At 72.3% G+C, this 23,457-nt stretch carries 24 protein-coding genes; 19 read left to right on the top strand and 5 right to left on the bottom strand.

The window, feature by feature from the left end; all coding sequences use genetic code 11:
- Positions 1 to 108 precede the first annotated feature (108 nt).
- The 5 genes from AB0E14_RS09425 (at position 109) to AB0E14_RS09405 (ending at position 4,193) form a co-directional block, all read left to right on the top strand.
- Positions 109 to 795, top strand: a complete 687-nt coding sequence (locus tag AB0E14_RS09425; RefSeq protein WP_362414233.1) for an ABC transporter permease — start codon at positions 109 to 111, stop codon at positions 793 to 795.
- A gap of 3 nt (positions 796 to 798) precedes the next feature.
- Positions 799 to 1,458: an ABC transporter permease gene (locus AB0E14_RS09420; protein WP_362414231.1), complete on the top strand. Its 660-nt coding sequence runs from the start codon at positions 799 to 801 to the stop codon at positions 1,456 to 1,458.
- 96 nt (positions 1,459 to 1,554) lie between these two features.
- On the top strand, positions 1,555 to 2,526 hold the full coding sequence (locus AB0E14_RS09415) for an ABC transporter substrate-binding protein (protein WP_362414229.1): 972 nt from the start codon (positions 1,555 to 1,557) through the stop codon (positions 2,524 to 2,526).
- 120 nt (positions 2,527 to 2,646) lie between these two features.
- Positions 2,647 to 3,708: a hypothetical protein gene (locus AB0E14_RS09410; protein WP_362414227.1), complete on the top strand. Its 1,062-nt coding sequence runs from the start codon at positions 2,647 to 2,649 to the stop codon at positions 3,706 to 3,708.
- On the top strand, positions 3,705 to 4,193 hold the full coding sequence (locus AB0E14_RS09405; protein WP_362414225.1) for a GNAT family N-acetyltransferase: 489 nt from the start codon (positions 3,705 to 3,707) through the stop codon (positions 4,191 to 4,193). The genes AB0E14_RS09410 and AB0E14_RS09405 overlap by 4 nt, the downstream gene beginning before the upstream one ends.
- A gap of 92 nt (positions 4,194 to 4,285) precedes the next feature.
- Here AB0E14_RS09405 and AB0E14_RS09400 read toward each other — a convergent pair whose 3' ends face one another.
- Positions 4,286 to 5,428 (bottom strand): NADH-quinone oxidoreductase subunit D, encoded by a 1,143-nt coding sequence (locus AB0E14_RS09400; RefSeq protein ID WP_362414223.1) that lies wholly within the window; start codon positions 5,426 to 5,428, stop codon positions 4,286 to 4,288.
- 193 nt (positions 5,429 to 5,621) lie between these two features.
- On the bottom strand, positions 5,622 to 6,599 hold the full coding sequence (locus AB0E14_RS09395; RefSeq protein ID WP_362414221.1) for an SAM-dependent methyltransferase: 978 nt from the start codon (positions 6,597 to 6,599) through the stop codon (positions 5,622 to 5,624).
- 97 nt (positions 6,600 to 6,696) lie between these two features.
- On the opposite strand from AB0E14_RS09395, the gene AB0E14_RS09390 reads away from it, so the two are divergent.
- Both AB0E14_RS09390 and AB0E14_RS09385 read left to right on the top strand, forming a co-directional pair.
- Positions 6,697 to 7,902 carry a sensor histidine kinase gene (locus AB0E14_RS09390; protein ID WP_362414219.1) on the top strand — a complete coding sequence of 402 codons (1,206 nt, stop codon included), beginning with the start codon at positions 6,697 to 6,699 and terminating at the stop codon, positions 7,900 to 7,902.
- Positions 7,903 to 7,920: 18 nt separating this feature from the next.
- The gene (locus tag AB0E14_RS09385; protein WP_362414217.1) at positions 7,921 to 8,595 is read left to right on the top strand and encodes a response regulator transcription factor; all 675 of its coding nucleotides are present in this window, start codon (positions 7,921 to 7,923) and stop codon (positions 8,593 to 8,595) included.
- Between the two features lie 31 nt (positions 8,596 to 8,626).
- Here the strand turns inward: AB0E14_RS09385 and AB0E14_RS09380 are convergent, their stop codons facing one another.
- Complete coding sequence (locus AB0E14_RS09380) at positions 8,627 to 9,715, bottom strand: DUF5937 family protein (protein WP_362414215.1); 1,089 nt, start codon at positions 9,713 to 9,715, stop codon at positions 8,627 to 8,629.
- 101 nt (positions 9,716 to 9,816) lie between these two features.
- Between AB0E14_RS09380 and AB0E14_RS09375 the strand changes: the two genes are divergently transcribed.
- The gene (locus AB0E14_RS09375) at positions 9,817 to 10,047 is read left to right on the top strand and encodes a hypothetical protein (protein ID WP_362414213.1); all 231 of its coding nucleotides are present in this window, start codon (positions 9,817 to 9,819) and stop codon (positions 10,045 to 10,047) included.
- 68 nt (positions 10,048 to 10,115) lie between these two features.
- Here the strand turns inward: AB0E14_RS09375 and AB0E14_RS09370 are convergent, their stop codons facing one another.
- The gene (locus AB0E14_RS09370; protein ID WP_362414211.1) at positions 10,116 to 11,357 is read right to left on the bottom strand and encodes a beta-eliminating lyase-related protein; all 1,242 of its coding nucleotides are present in this window, start codon (positions 11,355 to 11,357) and stop codon (positions 10,116 to 10,118) included.
- A gap of 124 nt (positions 11,358 to 11,481) precedes the next feature.
- Here AB0E14_RS09370 and AB0E14_RS09365 point away from each other — a divergent pair, with 124 nt between their 5' ends.
- From AB0E14_RS09365 to AB0E14_RS09320, 10 genes are all read left to right on the top strand, one after another.
- Positions 11,482 to 12,408 (top strand): DUF2520 domain-containing protein, encoded by a 927-nt coding sequence (locus AB0E14_RS09365; RefSeq protein WP_362414209.1) that lies wholly within the window; start codon positions 11,482 to 11,484, stop codon positions 12,406 to 12,408.
- A complete protein-coding gene (panC, locus tag AB0E14_RS09360; RefSeq protein WP_362414207.1) occupies positions 12,405 to 13,451 on the top strand; it encodes a pantoate--beta-alanine ligase in 1,047 nt (348 codons plus the stop codon). Before AB0E14_RS09365 ends, panC begins: the two co-directional genes overlap by 4 nt.
- Positions 13,448 to 15,142: an L-aspartate oxidase gene (locus AB0E14_RS09355; protein WP_362414205.1), complete on the top strand. Its 1,695-nt coding sequence runs from the start codon at positions 13,448 to 13,450 to the stop codon at positions 15,140 to 15,142. The genes panC and AB0E14_RS09355 overlap by 4 nt, the downstream gene beginning before the upstream one ends.
- Positions 15,139 to 16,152, top strand: coding sequence for a carboxylating nicotinate-nucleotide diphosphorylase (gene nadC, locus AB0E14_RS09350; RefSeq protein ID WP_362414203.1), 1,014 nt, complete (start codon positions 15,139 to 15,141; stop codon positions 16,150 to 16,152). The genes AB0E14_RS09355 and nadC overlap by 4 nt, the downstream gene beginning before the upstream one ends.
- Positions 16,152 to 16,958: a type III pantothenate kinase gene (locus tag AB0E14_RS09345; RefSeq protein ID WP_362414201.1), complete on the top strand. Its 807-nt coding sequence runs from the start codon at positions 16,152 to 16,154 to the stop codon at positions 16,956 to 16,958. The genes nadC and AB0E14_RS09345 overlap by 1 nt, the downstream gene beginning before the upstream one ends.
- 290 nt (positions 16,959 to 17,248) lie before the next feature.
- Positions 17,249 to 17,872: a hypothetical protein gene (locus AB0E14_RS09340; RefSeq protein WP_362414408.1), complete on the top strand. Its 624-nt coding sequence runs from the start codon at positions 17,249 to 17,251 to the stop codon at positions 17,870 to 17,872.
- 14 nt (positions 17,873 to 17,886) lie between these two features.
- The gene (locus AB0E14_RS09335; protein ID WP_362414199.1) at positions 17,887 to 18,063 is read left to right on the top strand and encodes a hypothetical protein; all 177 of its coding nucleotides are present in this window, start codon (positions 17,887 to 17,889) and stop codon (positions 18,061 to 18,063) included.
- 154 nt (positions 18,064 to 18,217) lie between these two features.
- Positions 18,218 to 18,700 carry a BlaI/MecI/CopY family transcriptional regulator gene (locus AB0E14_RS09330; protein WP_362414197.1) on the top strand — a complete coding sequence of 161 codons (483 nt, stop codon included), beginning with the start codon at positions 18,218 to 18,220 and terminating at the stop codon, positions 18,698 to 18,700.
- A 9-nt stretch (positions 18,701 to 18,709) separates the two neighbouring features.
- Positions 18,710 to 19,237: an amino-acid N-acetyltransferase gene (locus AB0E14_RS09325; RefSeq protein ID WP_362414194.1), complete on the top strand. Its 528-nt coding sequence runs from the start codon at positions 18,710 to 18,712 to the stop codon at positions 19,235 to 19,237.
- 224 nt (positions 19,238 to 19,461) lie between these two features.
- Positions 19,462 to 19,797 (top strand): Lsr2 family protein, encoded by a 336-nt coding sequence (locus AB0E14_RS09320; protein WP_362414192.1) that lies wholly within the window; start codon positions 19,462 to 19,464, stop codon positions 19,795 to 19,797.
- Positions 19,798 to 19,801: 4 nt separating this feature from the next.
- Here AB0E14_RS09320 and AB0E14_RS09315 read toward each other — a convergent pair whose 3' ends face one another.
- Entirely contained in the window at positions 19,802 to 20,416 is a 615-nt protein-coding gene (locus AB0E14_RS09315; protein ID WP_362414190.1) for an SCO3374 family protein, read from the bottom strand.
- A 474-nt stretch (positions 20,417 to 20,890) separates the two neighbouring features.
- Between AB0E14_RS09315 and AB0E14_RS09310 the strand changes: the two genes are divergently transcribed.
- Positions 20,891 to 23,416 carry an ATP-dependent Clp protease ATP-binding subunit gene (locus AB0E14_RS09310; protein WP_362414188.1) on the top strand — a complete coding sequence of 842 codons (2,526 nt, stop codon included), beginning with the start codon at positions 20,891 to 20,893 and terminating at the stop codon, positions 23,414 to 23,416.
- Positions 23,417 to 23,457: the final 41 nt, after the last annotated feature.

Below are 23,457 nucleotides of genomic sequence, written 5' to 3'. Positions count from 1 at the left end.
TGAAGGGCGTGTTGCCGGAATGTGGCGGTCCTCGGAGATTGTCGGTGCCGGGGGATAGGGTCGGTCAGACATACGTTCGGCAACGGCGAGCGACCGGGGGGAGGGTACATGAGCGCGGCGAATTGTCTGGTGACGAACGACTGGATCTGCGGGGAGTATCTGCGCACGCGCAGCCAGGAATTGACCGACGCGCTGCTCCAGCACGTGGGCATCACGGCCGTGTCCGTCCTCATCGGCATCGCCGTCGCCTTCCCGCTGGCGCTCCTCGTCCGGGCCAGGCCGCGGTTCGCCGGGCCTGTGCTCGGCCTGACGACGTTGCTGTACACGGTTCCTTCGCTGGCGATGTTCTCGCTGCTGCTGCCGTTCTTCGGTCTTTCGGCCGCCCTGGTGGTCACGGGACTCGTGCTGTACTCCCTGACGATTCTGGTGCGGAACATGGTGGCGGGTCTCGACGCGGTGCCGGCCGAGGCGCGGGAGGCCGCGCGCGGCATGGGGTACGGCTCGGGGCGGCTGCTCTGGGAGGTCGAACTGCCGCTCGCGCTGCCCGCGTTGATGGCCGGAATACGCATGGCGACGGTCTCCACGATCGCGCTCACGACGGTCGGCTCGATCGTCGGGCGCGGCGGCCTGGGCAACCTCATCGAGGACGCGCTGCCGACGTTCTTCAAGGCGCAGGTGCTCGCGGCCTCGGTGCTGTGCGTGCTGCTCGCGGTGGCCGCGGACCTGCTGCTCCTGGGCGTGCAGCGGCTGCTCACCCCGTGGACCCGGATACGCACGGCGCCGGGGGGCGAGTGAGCGATGGGGATCGTGGCGGACGCCTGGAGCTGGCTGACGACCGGCGCCAACTGGGCGGGCGAGGGCGGGGTGTGGCACCGCCTGGCCGAGCACGCGTACGTGAGCGGGGTCGCGCTGCTGCTGGCCTGCGCGATCGCGCTGCCGCTGGGGCTCTGGCTCGGGCACGTCGGCAAGGGCGGCGCGCTCGCCGTGAACGTCTCCAACGTCGGGCGGGCGATCCCCGTCTTCGCGGTCCTCGCCCTCTTCATGGTGTCGCCGCTGCGCAACGCGGGATACGTGCCCACGGTCATCGCGCTGGTGCTCTTCGCGATACCGCCGCTGCTCACCAACGCGTACGTGGGCATGCGGGAGGTGGACCGGGCGGTGGTGGAGGCCGCGCGGGGGATGGGCATGTCGGGCGGCCAGGTCTTCCGCAAGGTCGAACTGCCCCTCGCCAGGCCGCTGGTCATGACAGGGTTGCGCTCGGCCGCCGTCCAGGTCGTCGCCACCGCGACGATCGCGGCGATGGTCGGCCAGGGGGGCCTGGGCCGGATCATCACCGCCGGTTTCAACACCTACAACACCCCGCAGGTGGTAGCCGGAGCCCTGCTCGTGGCGCTGCTCGCCCTCGTCGTGGAGGTCGCCCTGGTGGGAGCGGACCGCCTCCTCGGCCGGCGCGCCTGACCCCCGTCCCGCCCGGCTGCCCGGCTCGCTCGGCCGGCTCGGTTTTGGAACAGAACTGCTTGTGACACGCAACGAACGACGACTAGGAGTGATCTCGTGAGCAGGACCTCGCGCATCGCGGGTGCGGTACTGGGTACGGCAGCGCTGACCGTCTCGCTCGCCGCGTGCGGCGGCGACAGCCTGGAGCAGGGGAAGGCGGGCGGCGGCGCGTCCGGCTCGGCCAAGGGCTCCCTCGTGGTGGGCGCCGCCGCGTTCACCGAGTCCAAGGTGCTCGCGGAGCTCTACGCGCAGGTGCTGAAGGACGCCGGATACGAGGCGACCGTCACCACGGTCAAGAACCGTGAGCTGTACGAACCCTCGCTGGAGAAGGGCGAGATCGACGTCGTACCGGAATACGCGGCGACGATCGCGGAATTCCTCAATGCGAAGGTGAACGGCCCGAAGGCGCCCGAGGAGAAGCCGGTCGCGTCGGGTGACGCGACCGCCACGGTGGAGGCGCTGAAGAAGCTCGCGGAGCCGCGCGGTCTGAAGGTCCTCGCGGTCGGCGAGGCCGTCGACCAGAACGCCTTCGCGGTCTCGAAGGAATTCGCCGAGAAGAACAAGCTGAAGACGCTTTCCGACCTCGGCGCGTCCAAGCTGAAGGTGAAGATCGCGGCCGGCGACGAATGCGAGATACGGCCGTTCTGCGCGCCCGGTCTGAAGAAGACCTACGGCATCGACGTGACCGGGATCGACCCCAAGGGAGTCGGCACCCCGCAGGCCAAGCAGGCCGTCAAGGACGGCGTGGACCAGCTTGTCCTGACCACCACGACGGACGCCACGATCGACTCCTTCGGCCTTGTCTTCCTCGACGACGACAAGAAGCTCCAGAACGCCGACAATGTGCTGCCGGTGGTCAATGCGAAGGACGCCGGATCGCCCGAGATCGCGGCCGCTCTCGACAAGATCACAAAGGTCCTCACCACGGCCGATCTCGCCGAACTGAACCGCAAGGTCGACGCCGAGCGCGCGAAGCCCGAGGACGTGGCGAAGACCTATCTGGAGTCGAAGGGCCTGGTCAAGAAGTAAGGCCCAGGTGAGGGGAGTCGGCCCGGTCCGCGCCGGGGCTCGGCCACGACGACGAGAAGTGGCCAAGAGATTGCCGGGCCGACACCCCATACATCGCCTACGCACGGTAAATTTCAGGCCATGCCACGTGGACGCCACCGCCATTCACCGCCCCTGCACAAGCTGCTGCCGCCCTCCGCGGTCGCCGGAGCGTCGGTCGTCTGTGCCGCGGGCGCCTGGCTGCTCGCCGATCCCGTGGTGCTGCGGCTGCTCGTGGCAGCAGCGGCGGCGTCGGCGATCACCGGTGGCGTCATCATGCGCAGTTGGGACCGGAGCGCCGGCCGCCAGGTCGCGGAGCTGACCCGGGCCCGTACGGCGGACCAGTGGAGGACCGAGGAGCGCATAGCCGAGCTCGAGGCCGACCTGGATGAGTCGCGCGAGCTGCGGGCCAAGCTCGACGCCAAGCTGCGCGCCAAGCGGGTCGAACTCGCCGGGCTCCGCGGCGAACACGCCGCCCTGCTGCGCCGGTACGCGACCGCCGAGACCGAGCGGGCCAGCGCCCTCGAAGGCCGCAGGCAGCTCGCCCTGGAGTCGACCACCTCCGCCAAGGAGCTGCCGGCCGCCGGATCCGCGCCGACCCCGGACGCCTACCGCAAGGCCGCCGACGCCCTGCGCAACCTCACGCGCAACGCCGCCGCCCAGGAGGCCCGCCGTACGGCCGAGGCCGCCCGCAGCCGCGATCTCGCCGAGCGCGCCCGGGAGTCGGAGGAGCCGCAGGGGAAGCACGCGGCGGCCGCCGGGAGCGAGCAGCACGCTCGACCGTCGTCCGCCGCGGTACCCGCCCTCGCGGCCGTCCCCGCCACCGTTCCCGCCGCCGTGCCCGCGGTACGGGCCGTCCCGGCCGCGTCCGCGATCGTCCCCTATGCCCCGCGCCGTGTGGCCCGCCCCGAGGGCGGCTTCGACTTCTTCGGCACGCAGGCCGCGCAGGCCGCGCAGAACGCCCAGGGTGCCGAGAAGGCGGCGGCGGCCATCGAGGCCGTGCAGGACGCCGACCTGGCCGACGTGGTCGGCGAGGAGGTCCTCGCGACCGTCGTGCGCCGGACCCCCGAACAGCGGGCGATCGGCAAGGTCATCGACCTGACCGCGCACGACGAGACCGAGCAGCTCGACGTGGCGGAGCTGCGCGGAGTGGTCGGCTCTTGACGGTCGGCGCGCTCGCCGCCGAGGACCTGGCCGCGCGCCGGGACGAGTGGATCGCCCTGTGCGCACAGGCCTTCTGCGGACCGCCCTGGCACGAGCCCCCGCGCGGGGCGCTGCACACCGTCGAGCGGCTGCTCGGCAGGGCGCGGGCGCGGCAGCCCGGTTTCCGCTGCGTCGCCGCGTTCGACGCCGAGGGAGCGGTGACCGGCTTCGCCGCCGGCTGGCTCGACACCGCGCTCTCGGGCGGCGCGGAGGAGGCCTTCGAACTCGCCGAACTCGTCGTCGCCCCCGCCCACCAGGGCCGCGGCCTGGGCCGCGCGCTGCACGACGCCCTCCTCGCGGGGGCGCCCACGCCCCGCCTGCTGATGACGCTCGACGTGCCGGAACTGCGCGAGCGCTACGCACGCTGGGGCTGGACCGTGGTGGACCGGCAGCGCCCGGAGAAGGACGGCAGGGACTTCGTGGTCATGCGCGCCGAGGCCGCCTGACCGTCCGCCGGTCCGACCACCGCCGGCCCGACCACCGCCGGTCCGACCACCGCCGGTCCGACCAGGGGTCCGAACCACCCGCTACTCGCCTGCTACTTGTCGATGTCCCCGACGACGAAGAAGAGCGAGCCCAGGATCGCGACCATGTCGGCGACGAGCGTCCCCGGCAGCAGCTCGGTCAGCGCCTGGATGTTGTTGAACGAGGCCGAGCGCAGCTTCAGCCGATATGGCGTCTTCTCGCCCTTGGAGACCAGGTAGTAGCCGTTGATGCCGAGCGGGTTCTCGGTCCAGGCGTACGTGTGCCCCTCCGGGGCCTTGAGCACCTTGGGCAGCCGCTGGTTGATCGGCCCCTGCGGCAGCTCGGCCATCCGGTCCAGACAGGCGTCCGCGAGGTCCAGGGAGTTGTGGGTCTGCTCCAGGAGGCACTCGAAGCGGGCGAGGCAGTCGCCCTCCTCGCGGGTGACCACCTGGAGCGTGTCCTGAAGCTCGCCGTAGGCGAGGTACGGCTCGTCGCGCCGCAGGTCGAAGTCGACGCCGGAGGCGCGGGCGATGGGCCCTGAGACGCCGTACGCGTGCACCGCCTTCGCGGTCAGGACGCCGACACCACGGGTACGGCCCCGGAAGATCTCGTTGCCGAGGACCAGCTTGTCGTACACGTCCATCCGCGACCGCACGTCGGCCACGGCCGCGCGCGCCCGGTCGAGCCATCCCGCGGGCAGGTCCTCCTTGAGCCCGCCGACCCGGTTGAACATGTAGTGCATCCGGCCGCCGGAGACCTCCTCCATCACGGCCTGGAGCTCCTCGCGCTCCCGGAACGCGTAGAAGACGGGGGTGATACCGCCCAGTTCGAGGGGGTACGAGCCGAGGAACATCAGGTGGTTGAGCACCCGGTTCAGCTCGGCGAGCAGCGTCCGCGTCCAGACGGCGCGCTCGGGGACCTCCATGCCGAGCATGCGCTCGACGGCCATGACGACACCGAGCTCGTTGGAGAAGGCGGAGAGCCAGTCGTGGCGGTTGGCGAGCATGACGATCTGCCGGTAGTCACGCGCCTCGAAGAGCTTCTCGGCGCCCCGGTGCATGTAGCCGATGACCGGCTCGGCCCGCTGGATCACCTCACCGTCGAGAACCAGCCGCAGCCGGAGCACGCCATGGGTCGAGGGGTGCTGCGGCCCGATGTTCAGCACCATGTCGGTGCTCTCCGCCGCCCCGCCGATTCCGACCGTCGTCTCCGTCATGGGAGCAGTATCTCCCGTGCCCGCCGACTTGCGGCCGGCCGTCCCGCAGTACGGTCCCCCACCCCCTCCCCACCGTTGTGGGCAATCGTTCCGCAGGGCTGGGGGTCCCCCCAGGGCGAAGTCCTAGGGGGAGGGTGGGCACTACCCCAGGGGGCGGCGCCTTGTCGTGTCCCTCGCCCGGGGCGGCAACCGGTCAGGCTCCCGACGCCACCCGCCGCGTGAGCCACAGGAAGTCCCCCAGCCCGCCGCGAGCGGTCAGCTCGGCCGCCTCGCCCGCCGCGCCGAGCGCCCGCACGTAGGCGGCCGGGTCGGTGGACGCGAGGGTCAGAGGGGGGCGCTCGCCGCTCACGCCCAGGCCCCGCAGCGCCTCCCGCTGCGAGACCAGCCCCCCACCCCCGCACGCCGAGGCGCACGCGTCCATCGCCACGTGCGCCGTCACGTCGCACGACCCGTCCGGCACCGGCGTGACCTCCCGCCCGCCCCGGAACCCGGTCAGCGTCCCGAACGGCGGCCTGGACTCCCGTACGTGCCCGTAGTCCACCGCCACCGCCCGCCCCGCCGCCAGGGAGCCGACCGCCGCCGCCCATGCCTCGTCCCGCGGGCGCCCGATCTCCGCCCGCGCACCGGGCTCCGTGAGCGGCCACCACCGCTCCAGCCACTCCGCGTCCGCGCCCTCGACCGTCCGCCCGAGCCGCTCGGCGCCGTCGGCCGCCCGCACCTCGACGTACCGCACGGTCCCCGAGTCGTCCACGGCCGCCACGTCCACCGGCACGTTGTCGAGCCACTCGTTGGCGAAGAGCAGCCCCCGCACGCCCTCCGGCAGCCGGTCCGTCCACTCCACCCGGGGGTCGAGCCCCGCCGGACGCTCCGCGCGCTCGACGCCGTACGCCCGTACCCGTACGGCAAGCCCCTCCACCGCCGCCAGGACCCCCGTCAGCAGCTCACCGCGCCCCGCGCCCATGTCCACGAACGCGACCTCGTCCGTGTCCAGCTCCTCCGCGACCTCCACGAGGAGCCGGGCGATCGCCCCCGCGAAGAGCGGGGAGGCGTGCACCGAGGTGCGGAAGTGACCTGCGGGGCCCTCGGGGCGCAGAAAGAAGCCTCCAGGGCCGTACAGCGCCCGCTCCGTGGCCTCACGCCACCCCTGCCACTGACACGTCTCATCCGTCACGAGCCCCAGTCTCCACCTTGGGGAGTACGGCTCTCGCGTCAAGGATCGACCCCACGGTTGACCCCTGCACCTATGCGCCTTCCCTACGCTGGGTTACGTGCAGCGCCTCTACGACTTCATCCGCAGACACCCGACGGGCGTCGACAGCTTCTGGGCCGTCGTCCTCTTCGGGCTCTCCCTGCTGTGGGTGGGCTCGAGCTACCCGACGGTCGACAACCCCGCCGCGTACGGGGTCGTCGCCGCGCTGCTGTGCCTGGTGGTGGCGCTGCGCCGGCGCGCGCCCGAGAAGATGCTCGTGCTCACGGTCGTCATCGGCGTCGCCCAGCTCGCCTTCGGGCTCATGCCGTTCTTCGCCGACTTCGCGATGCTCGTGATCATCTACACGGTCGCCGCGCACGACGGCCCGCGCTGGGCCTCCCGGCTCGCCCTGGCCGGCGGTCTGAGCGCCGCGACCCTCTCCCAGCTGCGCTGGCCGGACCAGGAGGAGATCAACTCCACGGCGGCGCACGTCTTCTTCACCGTCATCATGACCGTGCCGTTCGTCCTCGCCTGGGTGCTCGGCGACTCCCTGCGCACCCGCCGCGCGTACTTCGCGCAGCTGGAGGAGCGCGCCACCCGCCTGGAACAGGAGCGCGAGGCGCAGGCCAAGGTCGCCGTGGCCGCCGAGCGCGCCCGGATCGCCCGCGAGCTGCACGACGTGGTCGCGCACAACGTGTCGGTGATGGTCGTCCAGGCCGACGGCGCCGCGTACGTCCTCGACTCCTCGCCCGACCAGGCCAAGCAGGCCCTGGAGACGATCTCCTCGACCGGCCGGCAGGCGCTGGCCGAGATGCGCCGGCTGCTCGGCATCCTGCGCACCGGCGAGCACAAGGAGGCCGGGGAGTACGTGCCCCAGCCGGACGTCGAGCAGATCGAGGACCTGGTCGAGCAGGTCCGCAGCGCCGGTCTGACCGTCGACTTCCGGATCGAGGGCACCCCGCGCCCGCTGCCGAGCGGCGTCGAGCTCACGGCGTACCGGATCGTGCAGGAAGCCCTCACCAACACCCGCAAGCACGGCGGTCCTGACGTCGGCGCGAGCGTCCGCCTGGTCTACTTCGACGACGGTCTCGGGCTGCTCGTGGAGGACGACGGGCGGGGCGCGACCCACGAGATGTACGAGGACGGGGGCGCCGACGGCCGGGGCCACGGCCTGATCGGCATGCGGGAGCGGGTCGGCATGGTCGGCGGCACCCTGGACGCGGGACCGCGCCCAGGCGGCGGCTTCCGCATCAGCGCCCTGCTTCCCCTCAAGCCCGCTCACTGACGACCCCTAAGGATCTTCATGTCCATCCGCGTGATGCTCGTCGACGACCAGGTGCTGCTGCGCACCGGCTTCCGCATGGTGCTCGCCGCTCAGCCGGACATGGAGGTCGTGGCCGAGGCGGGCGACGGCGTGGAGGCGTTGGAGGTGCTGCGCTCGACGGCCGTGGACGTGGTCCTCATGGACGTCCGCATGCCGAAGCTGGACGGCGTCGAGACGACCCGGCGGATCTGCGCGGAGCCCGGTGCGCCGCGCGTCCTGATCCTGACCACGTTCGACCTGGACGAGTACGCCTTCTCCGGCCTCAAGGCGGGCGCGAGCGGCTTCATGCTGAAGGACGTGCCGCCGGCCGAGCTGCTCGGCGCGATCCGCTCCGTGCACAGCGGTGACGCGGTGGTGGCCCCGTCCACGACCCGCCGCCTGCTGGACCGCTTCTCCCCGATGCTGCCGTCCTCGGGCAAGGACCCGCAGCACAAGGAGATCGAGCGGCTCACCGAACGGGAGCGCGAGGTCATGCTCCTGGTCGCCCAGGGCCTGTCGAACGGCGAGATCGCCGCCCGGCTCGTCCTCTCGGAGGCCACGGTGAAGACCCACGTCGGCCGCATCCTCACCAAGCTGGACCTGCGCGACCGCGTGCAGGTCGTCGTGCTCGCGTACGAGACGGGCCTGGTCCGGGCGGGCGGCGGCGCGGGCTGACCGCCGTACGTTCCGACGCCCTCCGGCCCCGCTAGCGCAGCACCGCCTCCAGGAAGTCGCTGCCGAGGCGGGCGACGACGGTCACGTCGAGCTGGTGCATGACGTAGCGGCCGCGCCGCTGGGTGGTGAGCAGCCCGGCCTTCTTCAGGACCGCGAGGTGCCGGGAGACCTCCGGCGCGGAGATGCCGTACGCGTCGGCCAGCTCGCTCGTCGTGTACGAGGCGCGGGCGAGGCTGCGGCACATCCGCATCCGCATCGGGTGGGCGACGGCCTCCAGGCGGAGCTTGACGGTCTCCACGGGCGCGGTTCCGGCGATCTCGCGGGTGGAGACGGGGTACTGCACCACCGGCTGCCAGCCCGCCGCGTGCAGGGCGAAGAGGTGCGGCCTGCCGAAGGCCGTCGGCAGGAACGTGAGCGCCGAGCCCTGGGCGGTCGTACGGCCGTGCACGAGCTTGTCGACGACGATCCGGGTGCCGCGCGCGTCCTCCTCCAGGCTCACCGCCGACGACACGGCCGCGAGCGCCTCGGCGAGGCCCTTGCGCCGCAGCAGTTCGGTCTTGTGGCGGGCGTCGGCCGCCAGCTGGACCCGGACCCGGTCCCAGGTGTCGGCGAAGAACGCCTTGTCGCAGTCCTCCAGGAGCCGCCGGATCCACGCGCGCGTGCCGGGCGGGTCGGCCAGCATCCGCGCCACGAACGCGGCCTGGCGCGGGCCGCGCGCCGCCGCCAGGTCGAGGACCCGGCAGCGGGCCTGGGCGTCGACGAGCGGGGAGGGCACGCCCTCGCCGTACTGGGAGTTGCAGGAGATCTCCAGGGCCGCGCCCACGAACTTCTCGTCGTCCATGCGGTCGAGGTCGTCCAGCTCCTCCGCGAGCGTCGCGCGCGGCTGGGCGGTCAGCAGGAAGTCCGACCGGGTGGAGCGCCACATGAAGTCGGCCTCGTGCAGCCGGTCGGCGAGCTCCGGCTTCAGGTTCGCGCAGGTGGTGGTGGCCCAGCCGTGCAGGCCCGGGTGGTGGCCGGGCTCGCAGAGCGCGTGCAGCGCGGCGCCCAGCTCGGCCAGGGGCGAGGGGGCGAAGACGATCCGCTCGTGCGGAAGGCCGGTGATGTCGATGGTCACGCTCACCACCCCATGGTGCGGGAAGCCCGGTGGGTGGTGTCGCGTCGTTTGACGCCGCCCGTCAATCGGCGCGACCCGGGGCGCTGGGCGGAGCCATCGTCGAGGGCATGAACGCGATGCATCAGTACCTCTTCGACACCTATCGCGCCGCGCAGCACGGGGAGCGGATGCCACCGCTGCCCGGTACCCACGACGTCGCGACCTACCGTGCGCTCCGCGACCGCCGCCGCTTCCGCGCGGTCCTCGCAGGCCGGCCGGCCCGGGGCCGCCTGCGTGCGGCGCTGCGCAGGGCGCTGCGGACGGCCCTGACCCGCCGACACCATCCGAAGGCCTGCTGAGGACCCCACGTGCGGCCGGGGACCTCCAGGCCAGGGCCTCCGGCCTCCGGCCGCCCCGGGCCTCCGCGCTACGCCCGGGGCAGCAGCGCAAGGAAGGCCCGTACCGCCTCCCTGACGTCCTCCTCCGTCCATGTCAGGCCCGGCTCGCCCACCGTCACCTCCGCCATCGCCACCCCCGGCGGACCGCCCGCGCCGGGGCTCCGCCAGCGGCGGAAGAGGACGGTGCCGGTCGCCTCCGTGAGCGCCACGGAGGCCGCCGTCAGAACATCGGGGGCGTACGGCAGCCAGACCTGGAACTGGTGGGTGTGCGGCGGCTCGGGGTGCACCCGGAACCACGCCGTGCCCGCCTCCTCGAAGGCCGCCCGCAGCCAGGCCGCCACCACGCGCGCGTGCGCCACGTACGACGGCAGCAGGGGCAGCTCCCGGTCGAGGCCCCGGAGCGCCGAGGCCGCCGCCGGGTACTGCTGGAAGACCTGGCCGCCGTACCGGTGCCGCCACACCCGGGCCTCCTCCATCACGTCCTCCGGGCCGGCGAGCGCCGCGCCCGAGAGGCCGCCCAGGGACTTGTAGAAGGACACGTACACGCTGTCGGCGAGCGCCGCGATCTCCCGCGGGCCGCGCCCGAAGTGCGGGGCGCACTCCCACAGCCGCGCGCCGTCGACGTGCACCACCGCATCCCGTTCCCGGGCCGCCTCCACGACCGCCACCAACTCGTCCCAGGTCGGCAGCACGAACCCGGCGTCCCGCAGCGGCAGCTCCAGCATCAGCGTCCCGAACGGCTCCGGGTGGTCCCGCACCTCGTCCGCCGTGGGCAGCCGGGGCTCGTCCGTCGGGTGGACCGTCCGCAGCCCGCTCACCGACGTGAGCGCGCCGCCCTCGTGGACCTCCGGGTGGGCGAGCGGGTGCAGGGCGACGACGGGGCTGCCGGTCCGCCCGGCCCAGCAGCGCAGCGCCACCTGCTGCGCCATCGTCCCGGTCGGGAAGAACACCGCCGCGGGCAGCCCGAGTTCTTCGGCCACCCGCCGTTCGACCTCCTCGACGAGGCCGTCGCCGTAGGCGTCGAGCGGGCCGCCGTCGTCCTCGGCGGTCGCGGCCCAGTCGGCGAGCGCCCGCAGCCGGTCGCCGACCGTGCCCTCGACCGGCGAGTGGGCCAGCTTCCGGGCGGCCGCGCCCCACACCTCGGCCTGGTGGCGGCGGGTTTCGGCCGCGTCCACCGGCAGATCCGGCCGGGCGCTCGCGTCCTCGCCCCCGCCCTCGCCCCTGTGCTCGCCCCTGCCCTCGTCCACGTTCTGGTCCACGACGTCGTTCATGGGTCGATCATCACACCGCCGCCCACACCCTGTGGACAGCCACGGAGGAGGGCGAAACGCTGGCGTAGCATGACCAGAAATCGTCCGGTACCCCCCGCGGACTGGAACGGAAGGCCGTTGCCGCGTGAACCATCCAGCTGAGTCCCGAGCAGAACCCCGAGCCGAGGACCGACCCGCGCGACTCACCGTCGGAGTCGTCGGAGCGGGCCGGGTGGGACCCGCCCTCGCCGCCGCCCTGCAGCTCGCGGGCCACCGGCCCGTCGCCGTCTCCGCGGTCTCCGACGCGTCCCGGCGGCGCGCCGCCGAACTGCTCCCGGACGTGCCGGTCGTGCCGCCCGCCGAGGTGCTCGCCCGGGCCGAGCTCGTGCTCCTGACGGTCCCCGACGACGCCCTGCCGGGCCTGGTCGAGGGCCTCGCCGAGACCGGTGCCGTACGCCCCGGTCAGCTGCTCGTGCACACCTCCGGGCGGTACGGCGTGCAGGTCCTCGACCCCGCCCGCCGGGCCGGTGCACTCCCGCTGGCCCTGCACCCCGCCATGACCTTCACCGGCACCTCCGTGGACGTCCAGCGCCTGGCCGGCTGCTCCTTCGGGGTGACCGCGCCCGTGGAACTGCGGCTCGCGGCCGAGGCCCTGGTCATCGAGATGGGCGGCGAGCCCGAGTGGATCGCCGAGGAGGCCCGCCCGCTCTACCACGCGGCCCTCGCCCTCGGCGCGAACCACCTGGTCACGCTGGTCGCCCAGTCGATGGACCTGCTCCGCGAGGCCGGGGTCGCCGCCCCCGACCGCATGCTCGGCCCGCTCCTGGGCGCCGCCCTGGACAACGCGCTGCGTTCCGGGGACGCCGCGCTCACCGGCCCCGTGGCGCGCGGTGACGCCGGCACGGTCGCCGCCCATGTCGCCGAGCTGCGCAAGCACGCGCCCGGCACCGTCGCCGGCTATCTGGCGATGGCCCGCACGACCGCCGACCGGGCGCTCGCGCACGGCCTGCTCAAGCCCGAGCTGGCCGAGGACCTGCTGGGTGTGCTCGCCGACGGGGAGACCGACCGATGACCTCGACCACCTTCGCCCTGGTCCGTACGGCGGACGAGCTGCACGCCCTCGCGGCCCCCCAGGGCCTGGCCGAAAACCGCTCCACCGGCCGCCGCAGCGCCGTCGTCATGACCATGGGCGCGCTCCACGACGGCCACGCCACCCTCGTCCGTACGGCCCGTGAGTCCGTCGGCCCCGACGGCTTCGTCGTCGTCACCGTCTTCGTCAACCCCCTGCAGTTCGGCGCGGGCGAGGACCTCGACCGGTACCCCCGCACCCTGGACGCCGACCTCAGGACGGCCGAGGAGGCCGGCGCGGACGCCGTCTTCGCGCCCTCCGTCGACGAGGTGTACCCCGGCGGTGAGCCGCAGGTCCGGATCAGCGCGGGCCCCATGGGCGAGCGCCTCGAAGGCGCCTCCCGGCCGGGACACTTCGACGGCATGCTCACCGTCGTCGCCAAGCTGCTCCACCTCACTCGCCCCGACCTGGCCTTCTTCGGCCAGAAGGACGCCCAGCAGCTGGCCCTGATCCGGCGGATGGTCCGCGACCTGAACTTCCCGGCGGAGATCGTCGGCGTGCCGACCGTCCGCGAGACCGACGGACTGGCCCTGTCCAGCCGTAACCGCTACCTGTCGGCCGGCGAGCGCCGCACCGCCCTCGCCCTGTCCCGCGCCCTGTTCGCCGCGAGCGACCGGCTCGCCGCCCAGCACGCGCTGCGCGCGCGTGCCGACTCGCTGCCCGGCGCCCACAACCGGGCCGAGACCCGCGCCGAGGGGCTCTCCCGGCTCGGCGAGGCCCGTGCCGCGGCCGACGCCCACGCCGTCGCGCAGGCGGCCGAGGGCGGTGGCGCCGAGGCCGTACGGGCCGCGGCCCGCGCCGTCGTCGACGACGCGGCGAAGGCCGAGCCCCCGCTCACCCTCGACTACCTCGCCCTGGTCGACCCGGCGGACTTCACCGAGGTCGCCGACGACCACGACGGCGAGGCGCTCCTCGCCGTCGCCGCGCGCGTGGGCAGCACGCGGCTGATCGACAACATCCCGCTGATGTTCGGAGCCACCAAGTGACTGGAATACGGCTGCACGCGCCCGCGCCCGGCTGGTCCATCGACGCCGACGTCGTCGTGGTCGGCTCCGGCGTCGCCGGGCTCACCGCGGCCCTGCGCTGCACCGCCGCGGGACTGCGCACGGTCGTCGTCACCAAGGCCCTCCTGGACGACGGTTCCACCCGCTGGGCGCAGGGCGGGATCGCCGCCGCGCTCGGCGAGGGCGACACCCCCGAGCAGCACCTGGACGACACGCTCGTCGCGGGCGCCGGGCTCTGCGACACCGAGGCCGTCCGGCTCCTGGTCACCGAGGGCCCCGACGCCGTCCGCCGGCTGATCGACACCGGCGCCGACTTCGACAAGACCGCCGACGGCGAGATCGCCCTGACCCGTGAGGGCGGCCACCACCGCCGCCGGATCGCCCACGCGGGCGGCGACGCCACCGGCGCGGAGATCTCCCGCGCCCTCGTGGAGGCGATACGGGACGGGGGGCTGCGCACGATCGAGCACGCCCTCGTCCTCGACCTCCTCAAGGACGCCGACGGCCGCACGGCCGGTGTGACCCTGCACGTCATGGGCGAGGGCCAGCACGACGGCGTCGGCGCCGTCCACGCCCCCGCCGTGGTCCTCGCCACCGGAGGCATGGGCCAGGTCTTCTCCGCCACCACCAACCCGGCCGTCTCCACCGGCGACGGTGTCGCGCTCGCCCTGCGCGCCGGGGCCGAGGTCTCCGACCTGGAGTTCGTCCAGTTCCACCCGACGGTGCTCTTCCTCGGCGCCGACTCCGAGGGGCAGCAGCCGCTGGTCTCCGAGGCGGTACGGGGCGAGGGCGCCCACCTCGTGGACGCGGACGGGGTCCGCTTCATGCTCGGGCAGCACGAGCTGGCCGAGCTCGCCCCCCGCGACATCGTCGCCAAGGCGATCATGCGCCGGATGCAGGAGCAGGGCGCGGAGCACATGTACCTGGACGCGCGGCACTTCGGCGCCGAGATGTGGGAGCAGCGTTTCCCCACCATCCTGGCCGCCTGCCGGGCCCACGGCATCGACCCGGTCACCGAGCCCGTCCCGGTCGCCCCTGCGGCCCACTACGCCTCCGGCGGCGTCCGCACCGACCTGACGGGCCGGACCACGGTCCCGGGCCTCTACGCGTGCGGTGAGGTGGCCTGCACGGGCGTCCACGGCGCCAACCGGCTCGCCTCGAACTCGCTCCTGGAGGGCCTGGTCTTCGCCGAGCGGATCGCCGACGACATCGCCACGCGCGGCCCGCACCGCGAGGGCCTTCCGGTGGTGTCCGCAGGCACGACCGTGCTGCCGCTGCTGGCCCCGGAGACCCGGGTCCGCATCCAGCGGATCATGAGCGCGGACGCCGGAGTGCTGCGGTCCGCCGGGAGCCTCGGCGCCGCCGCCGACGCCCTGGAGAGCCTGAGCCTCTCCGCGGCGGAGGACCACTTCGGCAAGACGGCCGAGCCGGGCGTCGAGTCCTGGGAGACCACCAACCTCCTGTGCGTCGCCCGGGTCCTGGTCGCCGCCGCCCTGGAGCGCGAGGAGACCCGCGGCTGCCACTGGCGCGAGGACCACCCCGAGCGCGTCGAGGAGTGGCAGCGCCATCTGGTCGTGCGCCTCACCTCCGACCGGCGGCTCGTGGTCCGCCGTACCGCCACCGCAGACTTTCCCCCCGTCACACCCGAAGCCCCCGAGGAGCCGCAGCCGTGAGCACGCCCGAAGAAGCACGTCCGCAGCCCGTGGACGTCCCCCTGATCCAGATCAGCGCGCCCGCCGAGGACTCCGGCGGCTGCGGTGACGGCTGCGGCTGCGCCGACGAGGTCTACGAGAGCGGCCTCGACCCGGCGCTCGCCCAGCTCCTCGCCGACGCCGGCCTGGACCCGGTCCAGGTCGAGGACATCGCCCACCTGGCCATCGAGGAGGACCTCGACGGCGGCGTGGACGTGACGACCGTCGCGACCGTCCCCGAGGACGCGGTCGCCACCGCCGACTTCACCGCCCGCGAGGCGGGCGTGGTCGCCGGCCTGCGCGTCGTCGAGGCCGTGCTGTCCATCGTCTGCACCGACACCTTCGAGGTCGAGCGGCACGTCGAGGACGGCGACCGGGTCGAGGCGGGACAGAAGCTCCTGAGCGTCACCACCCGGACCCGTGACCTGCTCACCGGCGAGCGCAGCGCGCTGAACATCCTGTGCCGTCTCTCCGGCATCGCCACCGCCACGCGCGCGTGGGCGGACGTCCTGGAGGGCACCGGGGCGCGCGTGCGCGACACCCGCAAGACCACTCCGGGCCTGCGCGCCCTGGAGAAGTACGCGGTGCGCTGCGGCGGCGGCGTCAACCACCGCATGTCGCTGTCGGACGCCGCGCTGGTCAAGGACAACCACGTGGTGGCCGCCGGTGGCGTCGCGCAGGCGTTCAAGGCCGTTCGGGAGCAGTTCCCGGACGTGCCGATCGAGGTCGAGGTCGACACGCTGCACCAGGTCCGCGAGGTCCTGGACGCGGGCGCGGACCTGATCCTGCTGGACAACTTCACCCCTCTGGAGACCGAGGAGGCCGTCGCCCTGGTCGCCGGCCGCGCGGTGCTGGAGTCCTCCGGCCGCCTCACCCTGGAGAACGCGGCGGCGTACGCGGCGACGGGCGTGGACTACCTCGCGGTCGGCGGGCTCACGCACTCCTCCCCGATCCTCGACATCGGCCTCGACCTGCGCGAGGTGCGGGCCTGATGCTGCTCACCATCGACGTCGGCAACACGCACACGGTCCTCGGCCTCTTCGACGGCGAGGAGATCGTCGAGCACTGGCGCATCTCGACCGACCCGCGCCGCACCGCCGACGAGATGGCGGTCCTCCTCCAGGGCCTGATGGGCATGCACCCGCTGCTCGGCGTCGAGCTGAGCGACGGCATCGAGGGGATCGCGATCTGCGCGACGGTCCCCTCGGTGCTGCACGAGCTGCGCGAGGTCACCCGCCGGTACTACGGCGACGTCCCGGCCGTCCTCGTCGAGCCCGGCGTCAAGACGGGCGTGCCGATCCTCACGGACAACCCGAAGGAGGTCGGCGCGGACCGGATCATCAACGCGGTCGCCGCGGTCGAGCTCTACGGCGGCCCGGCGATCGTGGTCGACTTCGGTACGGCGACGACGTACGACGCGATCACCGCGCGCGGCGAGTACGCGGGCGGGGCGATCGCGCCCGGCATCGAGATCTCGGTCGACGCGCTGGGCGTCAAGGGCGCGATGCTCCGCAAGATCGAGCTGGCCCGGCCGCGCAGCGTGATCGGCAAGAACACGGTGGAAGCGATGCAGTCGGGCATCGTCTACGGGTACGCGGGCCAGGTCGACGGCGTGGTCTCGCGCATGAAGCGCGAGCTCGTGGGCCGGGACGGCGACCCCTCCACCGTGACGGTGATCGCGACGGGCGGCCTCGCCCCGATGGTCCTCGGCGACTCCACCCAGATCGACGAGCACGAGCCCTGGCTGACGCTGGTGGGCCTGCGCCTGGTGTACGAACGCAACGTCTCCCGGCTGTGACCCTGCCCGGCCGCGGGTGAAGCCGGGATGCCGCCGCGCCGAACCAGGGGCGGCCGTACAACCGTCGTCTCCTCCCGGAAGTCTCCGTTCCGTAGGTACATCGGGAACGTCCGTGACGGAGACGAGGACAGCCATGAGGGGCAGCAGGCGCGTGGCGGGGCTGTTGGCCGCTGCCGGCCCGCCCCCGGCCCTCCGTCCGCGCCGCGCCCGGGGATGATCGGTAAGACGAAATTTGTCCGATTAGCGCGTATCGTCACCCCATGCCCACGCCATACGGATCCCGGGGCGGCATGGCGTTCAGCGCGGACGAGCTGCGTGTGGTCCGCCGCGCCCTTGCCACCGCCCTCAACCCCGCCCCCCTTCAGGACGAGGATGTCCAGGACTGCCTGCGCCTCGCCGAGTCCGTGGACGACGCCGTCCGCGAGGCAGGCCGGCTCCGGGCGTTCCTCCTCGCGGACCTGACCAGGTACCGCGAGACCCTGCCCGGCTCGCTCACCGGCTATCTGGAACTCCTCCAGGACGCCCTCGGCGCGGGGTACGACCCCGGCGTCGACGACCTCGCGGCCCTGCGCGCGCTGCGGGCCAACCCCCGGGCCGCCGCACTCCTGGAGCGCTGCCAGGTCCTCGCGGAGCGTTCCGTGCGCGCCCGCCTCGCCCGCCTCTCCCAGGCGGCGCCCGCGCCCGTGCCGCCCACGCCCGTGGTGCCGGCACCCGCGCAGCCCCCGGCGCCCCGTGCGCGGCTGCTCGCCCTGCCCGGCGGCCGGGCGGCCGACGAGCCCAAGCGGCCCGCCACCCCGAAGCCGCCCGCGACACCCGCTCCGGCCAAGCGCCCGGCGCCCAAGCCCTCCGAGGTGTTCCCGCCGCGCCGACGCCCCGTACCCCCGCCCCCGCCCGAGGAACGCGTCGCCGGATAGCTACTCTGGTGGCCATGGACTACGTATCCGCGCTCCTGCCCCCCGTCGTGATGGCCGTGTTCTTCACCGCGCTCGTCGTCACGATCGTGAAGAGCCAGGGCGGCCCCAACAAGGCCAAGGAGGACGCCGCCGTGGACGCCGCCCTCGCCCGCGCCGAGGCCACCCGCCAGGCGGACGGCGCGGCCTCGTAGCCCGCGGGCGGCCCCCGCCCGCGGCGGAGGACGCCCGCGCAGCACCCGAAGAACACCCGAAGGACGTACGACCGCTTTCCGGTCGTACGTCCTTTTTGTTGCGTTTCCTCCGTCAATAACCAGCCATTACCGGTTCGCGGACTATGGTGGCGGTGTGCCCCGCCAATTGGGAGAGCTGGAAGACGCCGTCATGACACGCGTCTGGCAATGGAACCGGCCGGTGACCGTCAGGGAAGTCCTGGAGGATCTCCAGCAGGAACGGTCCATCGCCTACACCACCGTCATGACCGTAATGGACAATCTCCATCAGAAGGGCTGGGTGCGCAGGGAAGTCGACGGGCGCGCCTATCGATATACGGCGGTCTCCACCCGCGCCGCCTACTCGGCCGCACTCATGAACGAGGCCTGGGCGCAGAGCGACAACCCCGCGGCGGCCCTTGTCGCGTTCTTCGGCATGATGTCCAGCGAGCAGCGCGAGGCCCTCAGCGACGCGATCCGCGTCGTCGGGTACAACGCCCCCGAGCCCCCCGCCCCACCTGCAGAGGAAGCCCCCGCGAGCCCGCCCGCGGCGGCCCCGGCCGCGCCGGAGAAGGCCGTCGGCGAGGCTGCCGACGCCGCGGACGACGCCGGGCGATAACGTCCCCCCATGCCGTCGTCCCCCGCCGCCGCAAAAGCCGTCACCGTTCGTCGCGCCCGCACCAGTGATGTCGCCGCCGTACGCCGCCTCGTCGACCCGTACGTCAGCCGGGGCATCCTGCTCGACAAAGCGACCGTGACGCTTTACGAGGCCATCCAGGAGTTCTGGGTCGCCGAACGCGACGAGGACGCCGTCGTGGTCGGCTGCGGCGCACTCCATGTCATGTGGGAAGACCTCGCCGAAGTCCGTACTCTCGCCGTCGATCCCGAGTTCAAGGGCGCCGGTGTCGGACATCACGTGCTCGAGAAGTTGCTGCACACCGCGCGTTGGCTCGGGGTGCGCCGGGTATTCTGCCTGACCTTCGAAGTCGACTTCTTCGCGAAGCACGGCTTCGTGGAGATCGGTGAGACTCCGGTCGACGGAGATGTGTACAGCGAGCTCCTGCGTTCCTATGACGAGGGTGTCGCGGAGTTCCTCGGTCTCGAACGAGTGAAGCCGAACACCTTGGGCAACAGCCGGATGCTTCTGCACCTCTGATCGTAACGATCGCTCTGATACCGGCTCCGGAACGTGCGCGGAACCGTCACGGAACCTCATCCGAAGCCCATCGGAAGCCCATCGGAACCCACTCGGAACCTCTATGTCCGAATCGCGTACGTTTCCCGCGTTGCCTGGCTTCTGAACCTCTCCCAGGGGTTTGTGTTTTTCCGGGAAAAGCGGTTTCCTTTCCGCGTACTGCATTTTCGATGAAAGGAAATCCGGTGGCACAGAAGGTTCAGGTCCTTCTTGTCGACGACCTCGACGGTGTCGAGGCGGACGAGACCGTGACGTTCGCGCTGGACGGCAAGACCTACGAGATCGACCTCACCACCGCCAACGCGGAGAAGCTCCGCGGCCTGCTCGAGCCGTACACCAAGAGCGGCCGTCGCACCGGTGGCCGCAGCGCCGCTACGCGCGGCAAGGGCCGAGTGGCGCCCGGTGCGGGCCCGGACACCGCGAAGATCCGTGCGTGGGCCAAGGAGAACGGCTACCCGGTGAACGACCGCGGCCGTGTCCCGGCGGAGGTCAAGACCGCGTACGAGAACGCCAACCGCTGACGCGTCAGCTGCTGAGCGACCGGCCCGTGGAGCACGCGGGGCGCGCACTCAGCAGCCGCACCCGGTGGCACTCCGCCGCCGCGGCGGCCACAAGCCGCACCAGACACGGGGCGGCCGCGTCGGCCCGCTCCGCGGGCCGCAGGGCGGGGAGTGAGGGTTCCACCGCGCGACCCGGCTCGGGGGCCCGCAGCCACACCGCGGCGCCCGGCGCGCCGGAACCGCTCCATCCTGGGGGAACAGGAGCGGTCATCCGGCTGCCGGCGCCCATCGCGGTGAGGTCCAGCGAGATGCCGCCCCACTCCAGCCAGTCGAGGAGCCCCGGCAGCTCCTCCGCGCTCCCCGCGGCCACGAGCAGCCGCATCCGCCGCCCCGCCAGGGCCACCGGCCCCGTGGCGCCGCCGCCCGTCCTGCGCAGCACCGCGCGACCGGCCTCGGCGGGCAGCTCCAGGACGTCGAAGCGCAGCCCCGTCACCAGGCCCACCGGCGGCCCCGCCACCGTCGCCCAGCCGAGCCCCTCCTCGTACCAGCGCGCCGGATCGCCCTCGAACGGCGGACCGTCGAGCGGCGGACCGTCGAGCGGAGAGCGGGGCGGCGGCACGCGCCGGACGCTGAAGGGCATGCCCGGGGAACGCCCCCGAGGGCTCCTTGGTTACGCCGACGGGCACGCCGGCATCGACGCTCCGTCGCCGATCGGATGCACTCCGTGAGCGTGAGGGGGGCGTGCGGGTGCGTCCGGCAGCGCAAGGATGTTCGCCCGTAGCGGAGGGAACCGGGGTGTGCCGCATGGAGTGTCAGTGCCTACGGGTAAGACATTCCTAGTGAGGAGGGACGACTCGCGGCGATTCGCGTCTCACGTTCGCCATCGGCGTACATGCGGCGCGGGTAACTGCTTGGCCTGCGGGAACATCGTCTCGCACCATCGAGTTGGAGCATTTGTCGGCTGTTCGGCAGCAGGTCTCCCCACGGACAAGGGGGTGATCCGGACGGATGTCGGCAGTTGGAATGAGCGGTCCCCGCTTGCGGGACTAAGCTGCGGAAGGACAGGGAGGGGATCGACCCCTAACTGACTGACCGCTCTGAGGAGCGATTAACGATGTTCGAGAGGTTCACCGACCGCGCGCGGCGGGTTGTCGTCCTGGCTCAGGAAGAAGCCCGGATGCTCAACCACAACTACATCGGCACCGAGCACATCCTCCTGGGCCTTATCCACGAGGGTGAGGGTGTCGCCGCTAAGGCCCTGGAGAGCCTCGGGATTTCGCTCGAGGCGGTCCGCCAGCAGGTTGAGGAGATCATCGGGCAGGGCCAGCAGGCTCCGTCCGGTCACATCCCCTTCACCCCGCGTGCCAAGAAGGTCCTGGAGCTGTCGCTCCGCGAGGCCCTCCAGCTCGGCCACAACTACATCGGCACGGAGCACATCCTGCTCGGCCTGATCCGCGAGGGCGAGGGCGTCGCCGCCCAGGTCCTCGTGAAGCTGGGCGCCGATCTCAACCGGGTGCGGCAGCAGGTCATCCAGCTGCTCTCCGGCTACCAGGGCAAGGAAGCCGCCACGGCCGGCGGTCCTGCCGAGGGCACCCCCTCGACGTCCCTGGTCCTCGACCAGTTCGGCCGCAACCTCACCCAGGCGGCCCGCGAATCCAAGCTCGACCCGGTCATCGGGCGCGAGAAGGAGATCGAGCGGGTCATGCAGGTGCTGTCCCGCCGCACGAAGAACAACCCGGTTCTCATCGGCGAGCCCGGCGTCGGCAAGACCGCCGTCGTCGAGGGACTGGCGCAGGCCATCGTCAAGGGCGAGGTGCCCGAGACCCTCAAGGACAAGCACCTCTACACCCTGGACCTCGGCGCGCTCGTCGCCGGCTCCCGCTACCGCGGTGACTTCGAGGAGCGCCTGAAGAAGGTCCTCAAGGAGATCCGCACCCGCGGCGACATCATCCTGTTCATCGACGAGCTCCACACCCTGGTGGGTGCGGGTGCCGCCGAGGGCGCGATCGACGCCGCCAGCATCCTCAAGCCGATGCTGGCCCGCGGTGAGCTCCAGACCATCGGCGCCACCACGCTCGACGAGTACCGCAAGTACCTGGAGAAGGACGCCGCGCTCGAGCGCCGCTTCCAGCCCATCCAGGTCGCCGAGCCGTCGCTGCCGCACACGATCGAGATCCTCAAGGGTCTGCGTGACCGGTACGAGGCCCACCACCGCGTCTCCATCACGGACGAGGCCCTCGTCCAGGCCGCGACCCTGGCCGACCGGTACATCTCGGACCGCTTCCTGCCGGACAAGGCGATCGACCTGATCGACGAGGCCGGTTCCCGGATGCGCATCCGCCGGATGACCGCGCCGCCGGACCTCCGCGAGTTCGACGAGAAGATCGCCGGCGTCCGCCGGGACAAGGAGTCCGCGATCGACTCCCAGGACTTCGAGAAGGCGGCGTCTCTCCGCGACAAGGAGAAGCAGCTGCTGGCGGCGAAGGCCAAGCGGGAGAAGGAGTGGAAGGCCGGCGACATGGACGTCGTCGCCGAGGTCGACGGCGAGCTGATCGCCGAGGTCCTCGCGACCGCCACCGGCATCCCGGTCTTCAAGCTGACCGAGGAGGAGTCCAGCCGCCTGCTCCGCATGGAGGACGAGCTCCACAAGCGCGTCATCGGCCAGAAGGACGCCGTCATCGGCCTCTCGCGGGCGATCCGTCGTACGCGTGCCGGCCTGAAGGACCCGAAGCGTCCGGGTGGCTCGTTCATCTTCGCCGGCCCGTCCGGTGTCGGTAAGACCGAGCTGTCCAAGGCGCTCGCCGAATTCCTCTTCGGCGACGAGGACGCGATGATCTCCCTCGACATGTCGGAGTTCAGCGAGAAGCACACGGTTTCCCGGCTCTTCGGTTCCCCGCCCGGATACGTGGGCTACGAAGAGGGCGGCCAGCTCACCGAGAAGGTGCGCCGCAAGCCGTTCTCCGTCGTCCTCTTCGACGAGGTCGAGAAGGCCCACCCCGATATCTTCAATTCCCTTCTCCAGATCCTGGAGGACGGTCGCCTGACCGACTCCCAGGGCCGGGTCGTGGACTTCAAGAACACGGTCATCATCATGACGACCAACCTCGGGACCCGGGACATCTCGAAGGGCTTCAACCTGGGCTTCGCCGCCCAGGGCGACACGAAGTCCAACTACGAGCGGATGAAGGCGAAGGTCAGCGACGAGCTGAAGCAGCACTTCCGCCCGGAGTTCCTCAACCGTGTGGACGACATCATCGTCTTCCCGCAGCTCACCCAGGACGACATCCTGCAGATCGTCGACCTGATGATCGGCCGGGTGGACGAGCGCCTGAAGGACCGGGACATGGGCATCGAGCTCTCCCAGTCCGCGAAGGAGCTGCTCGCCAAGAAGGGCTACGACCCCGTTCTGGGCGCCCGGCCGCTGCGCCGGACGATCCAGCGCGAGATCGAGGACTCGCTCTCCGAGAAGATCCTCTTCGGCGAGCTGCGCCCCGGTCACATCGTGGTCGTGGATGTCGAGGGCGAGGGTGAGGAGAAGAAGTTCACCTTCCGCGGCGAGGAGAAGTCGGCCCTGCCGGACGTCCCGCCGATCGAGCAGGCCACGGGCGGAGCGGGCCCGAACCTCTCGAAGGACGCGTAAGCGCCCGATCGCGTGACAGGGGCGGCCCCGGACTCGGAAGA

The organism is Streptomyces sp. NPDC047981 (assembly GCF_040653315.1).
Classification (GTDB): domain Bacteria; phylum Actinomycetota; class Actinomycetes; order Streptomycetales; family Streptomycetaceae; genus Streptomyces.
Note: the sequence above shows the minus strand (reverse complement) of the source record. Positions and strands in the feature narration are given on the sequence as shown.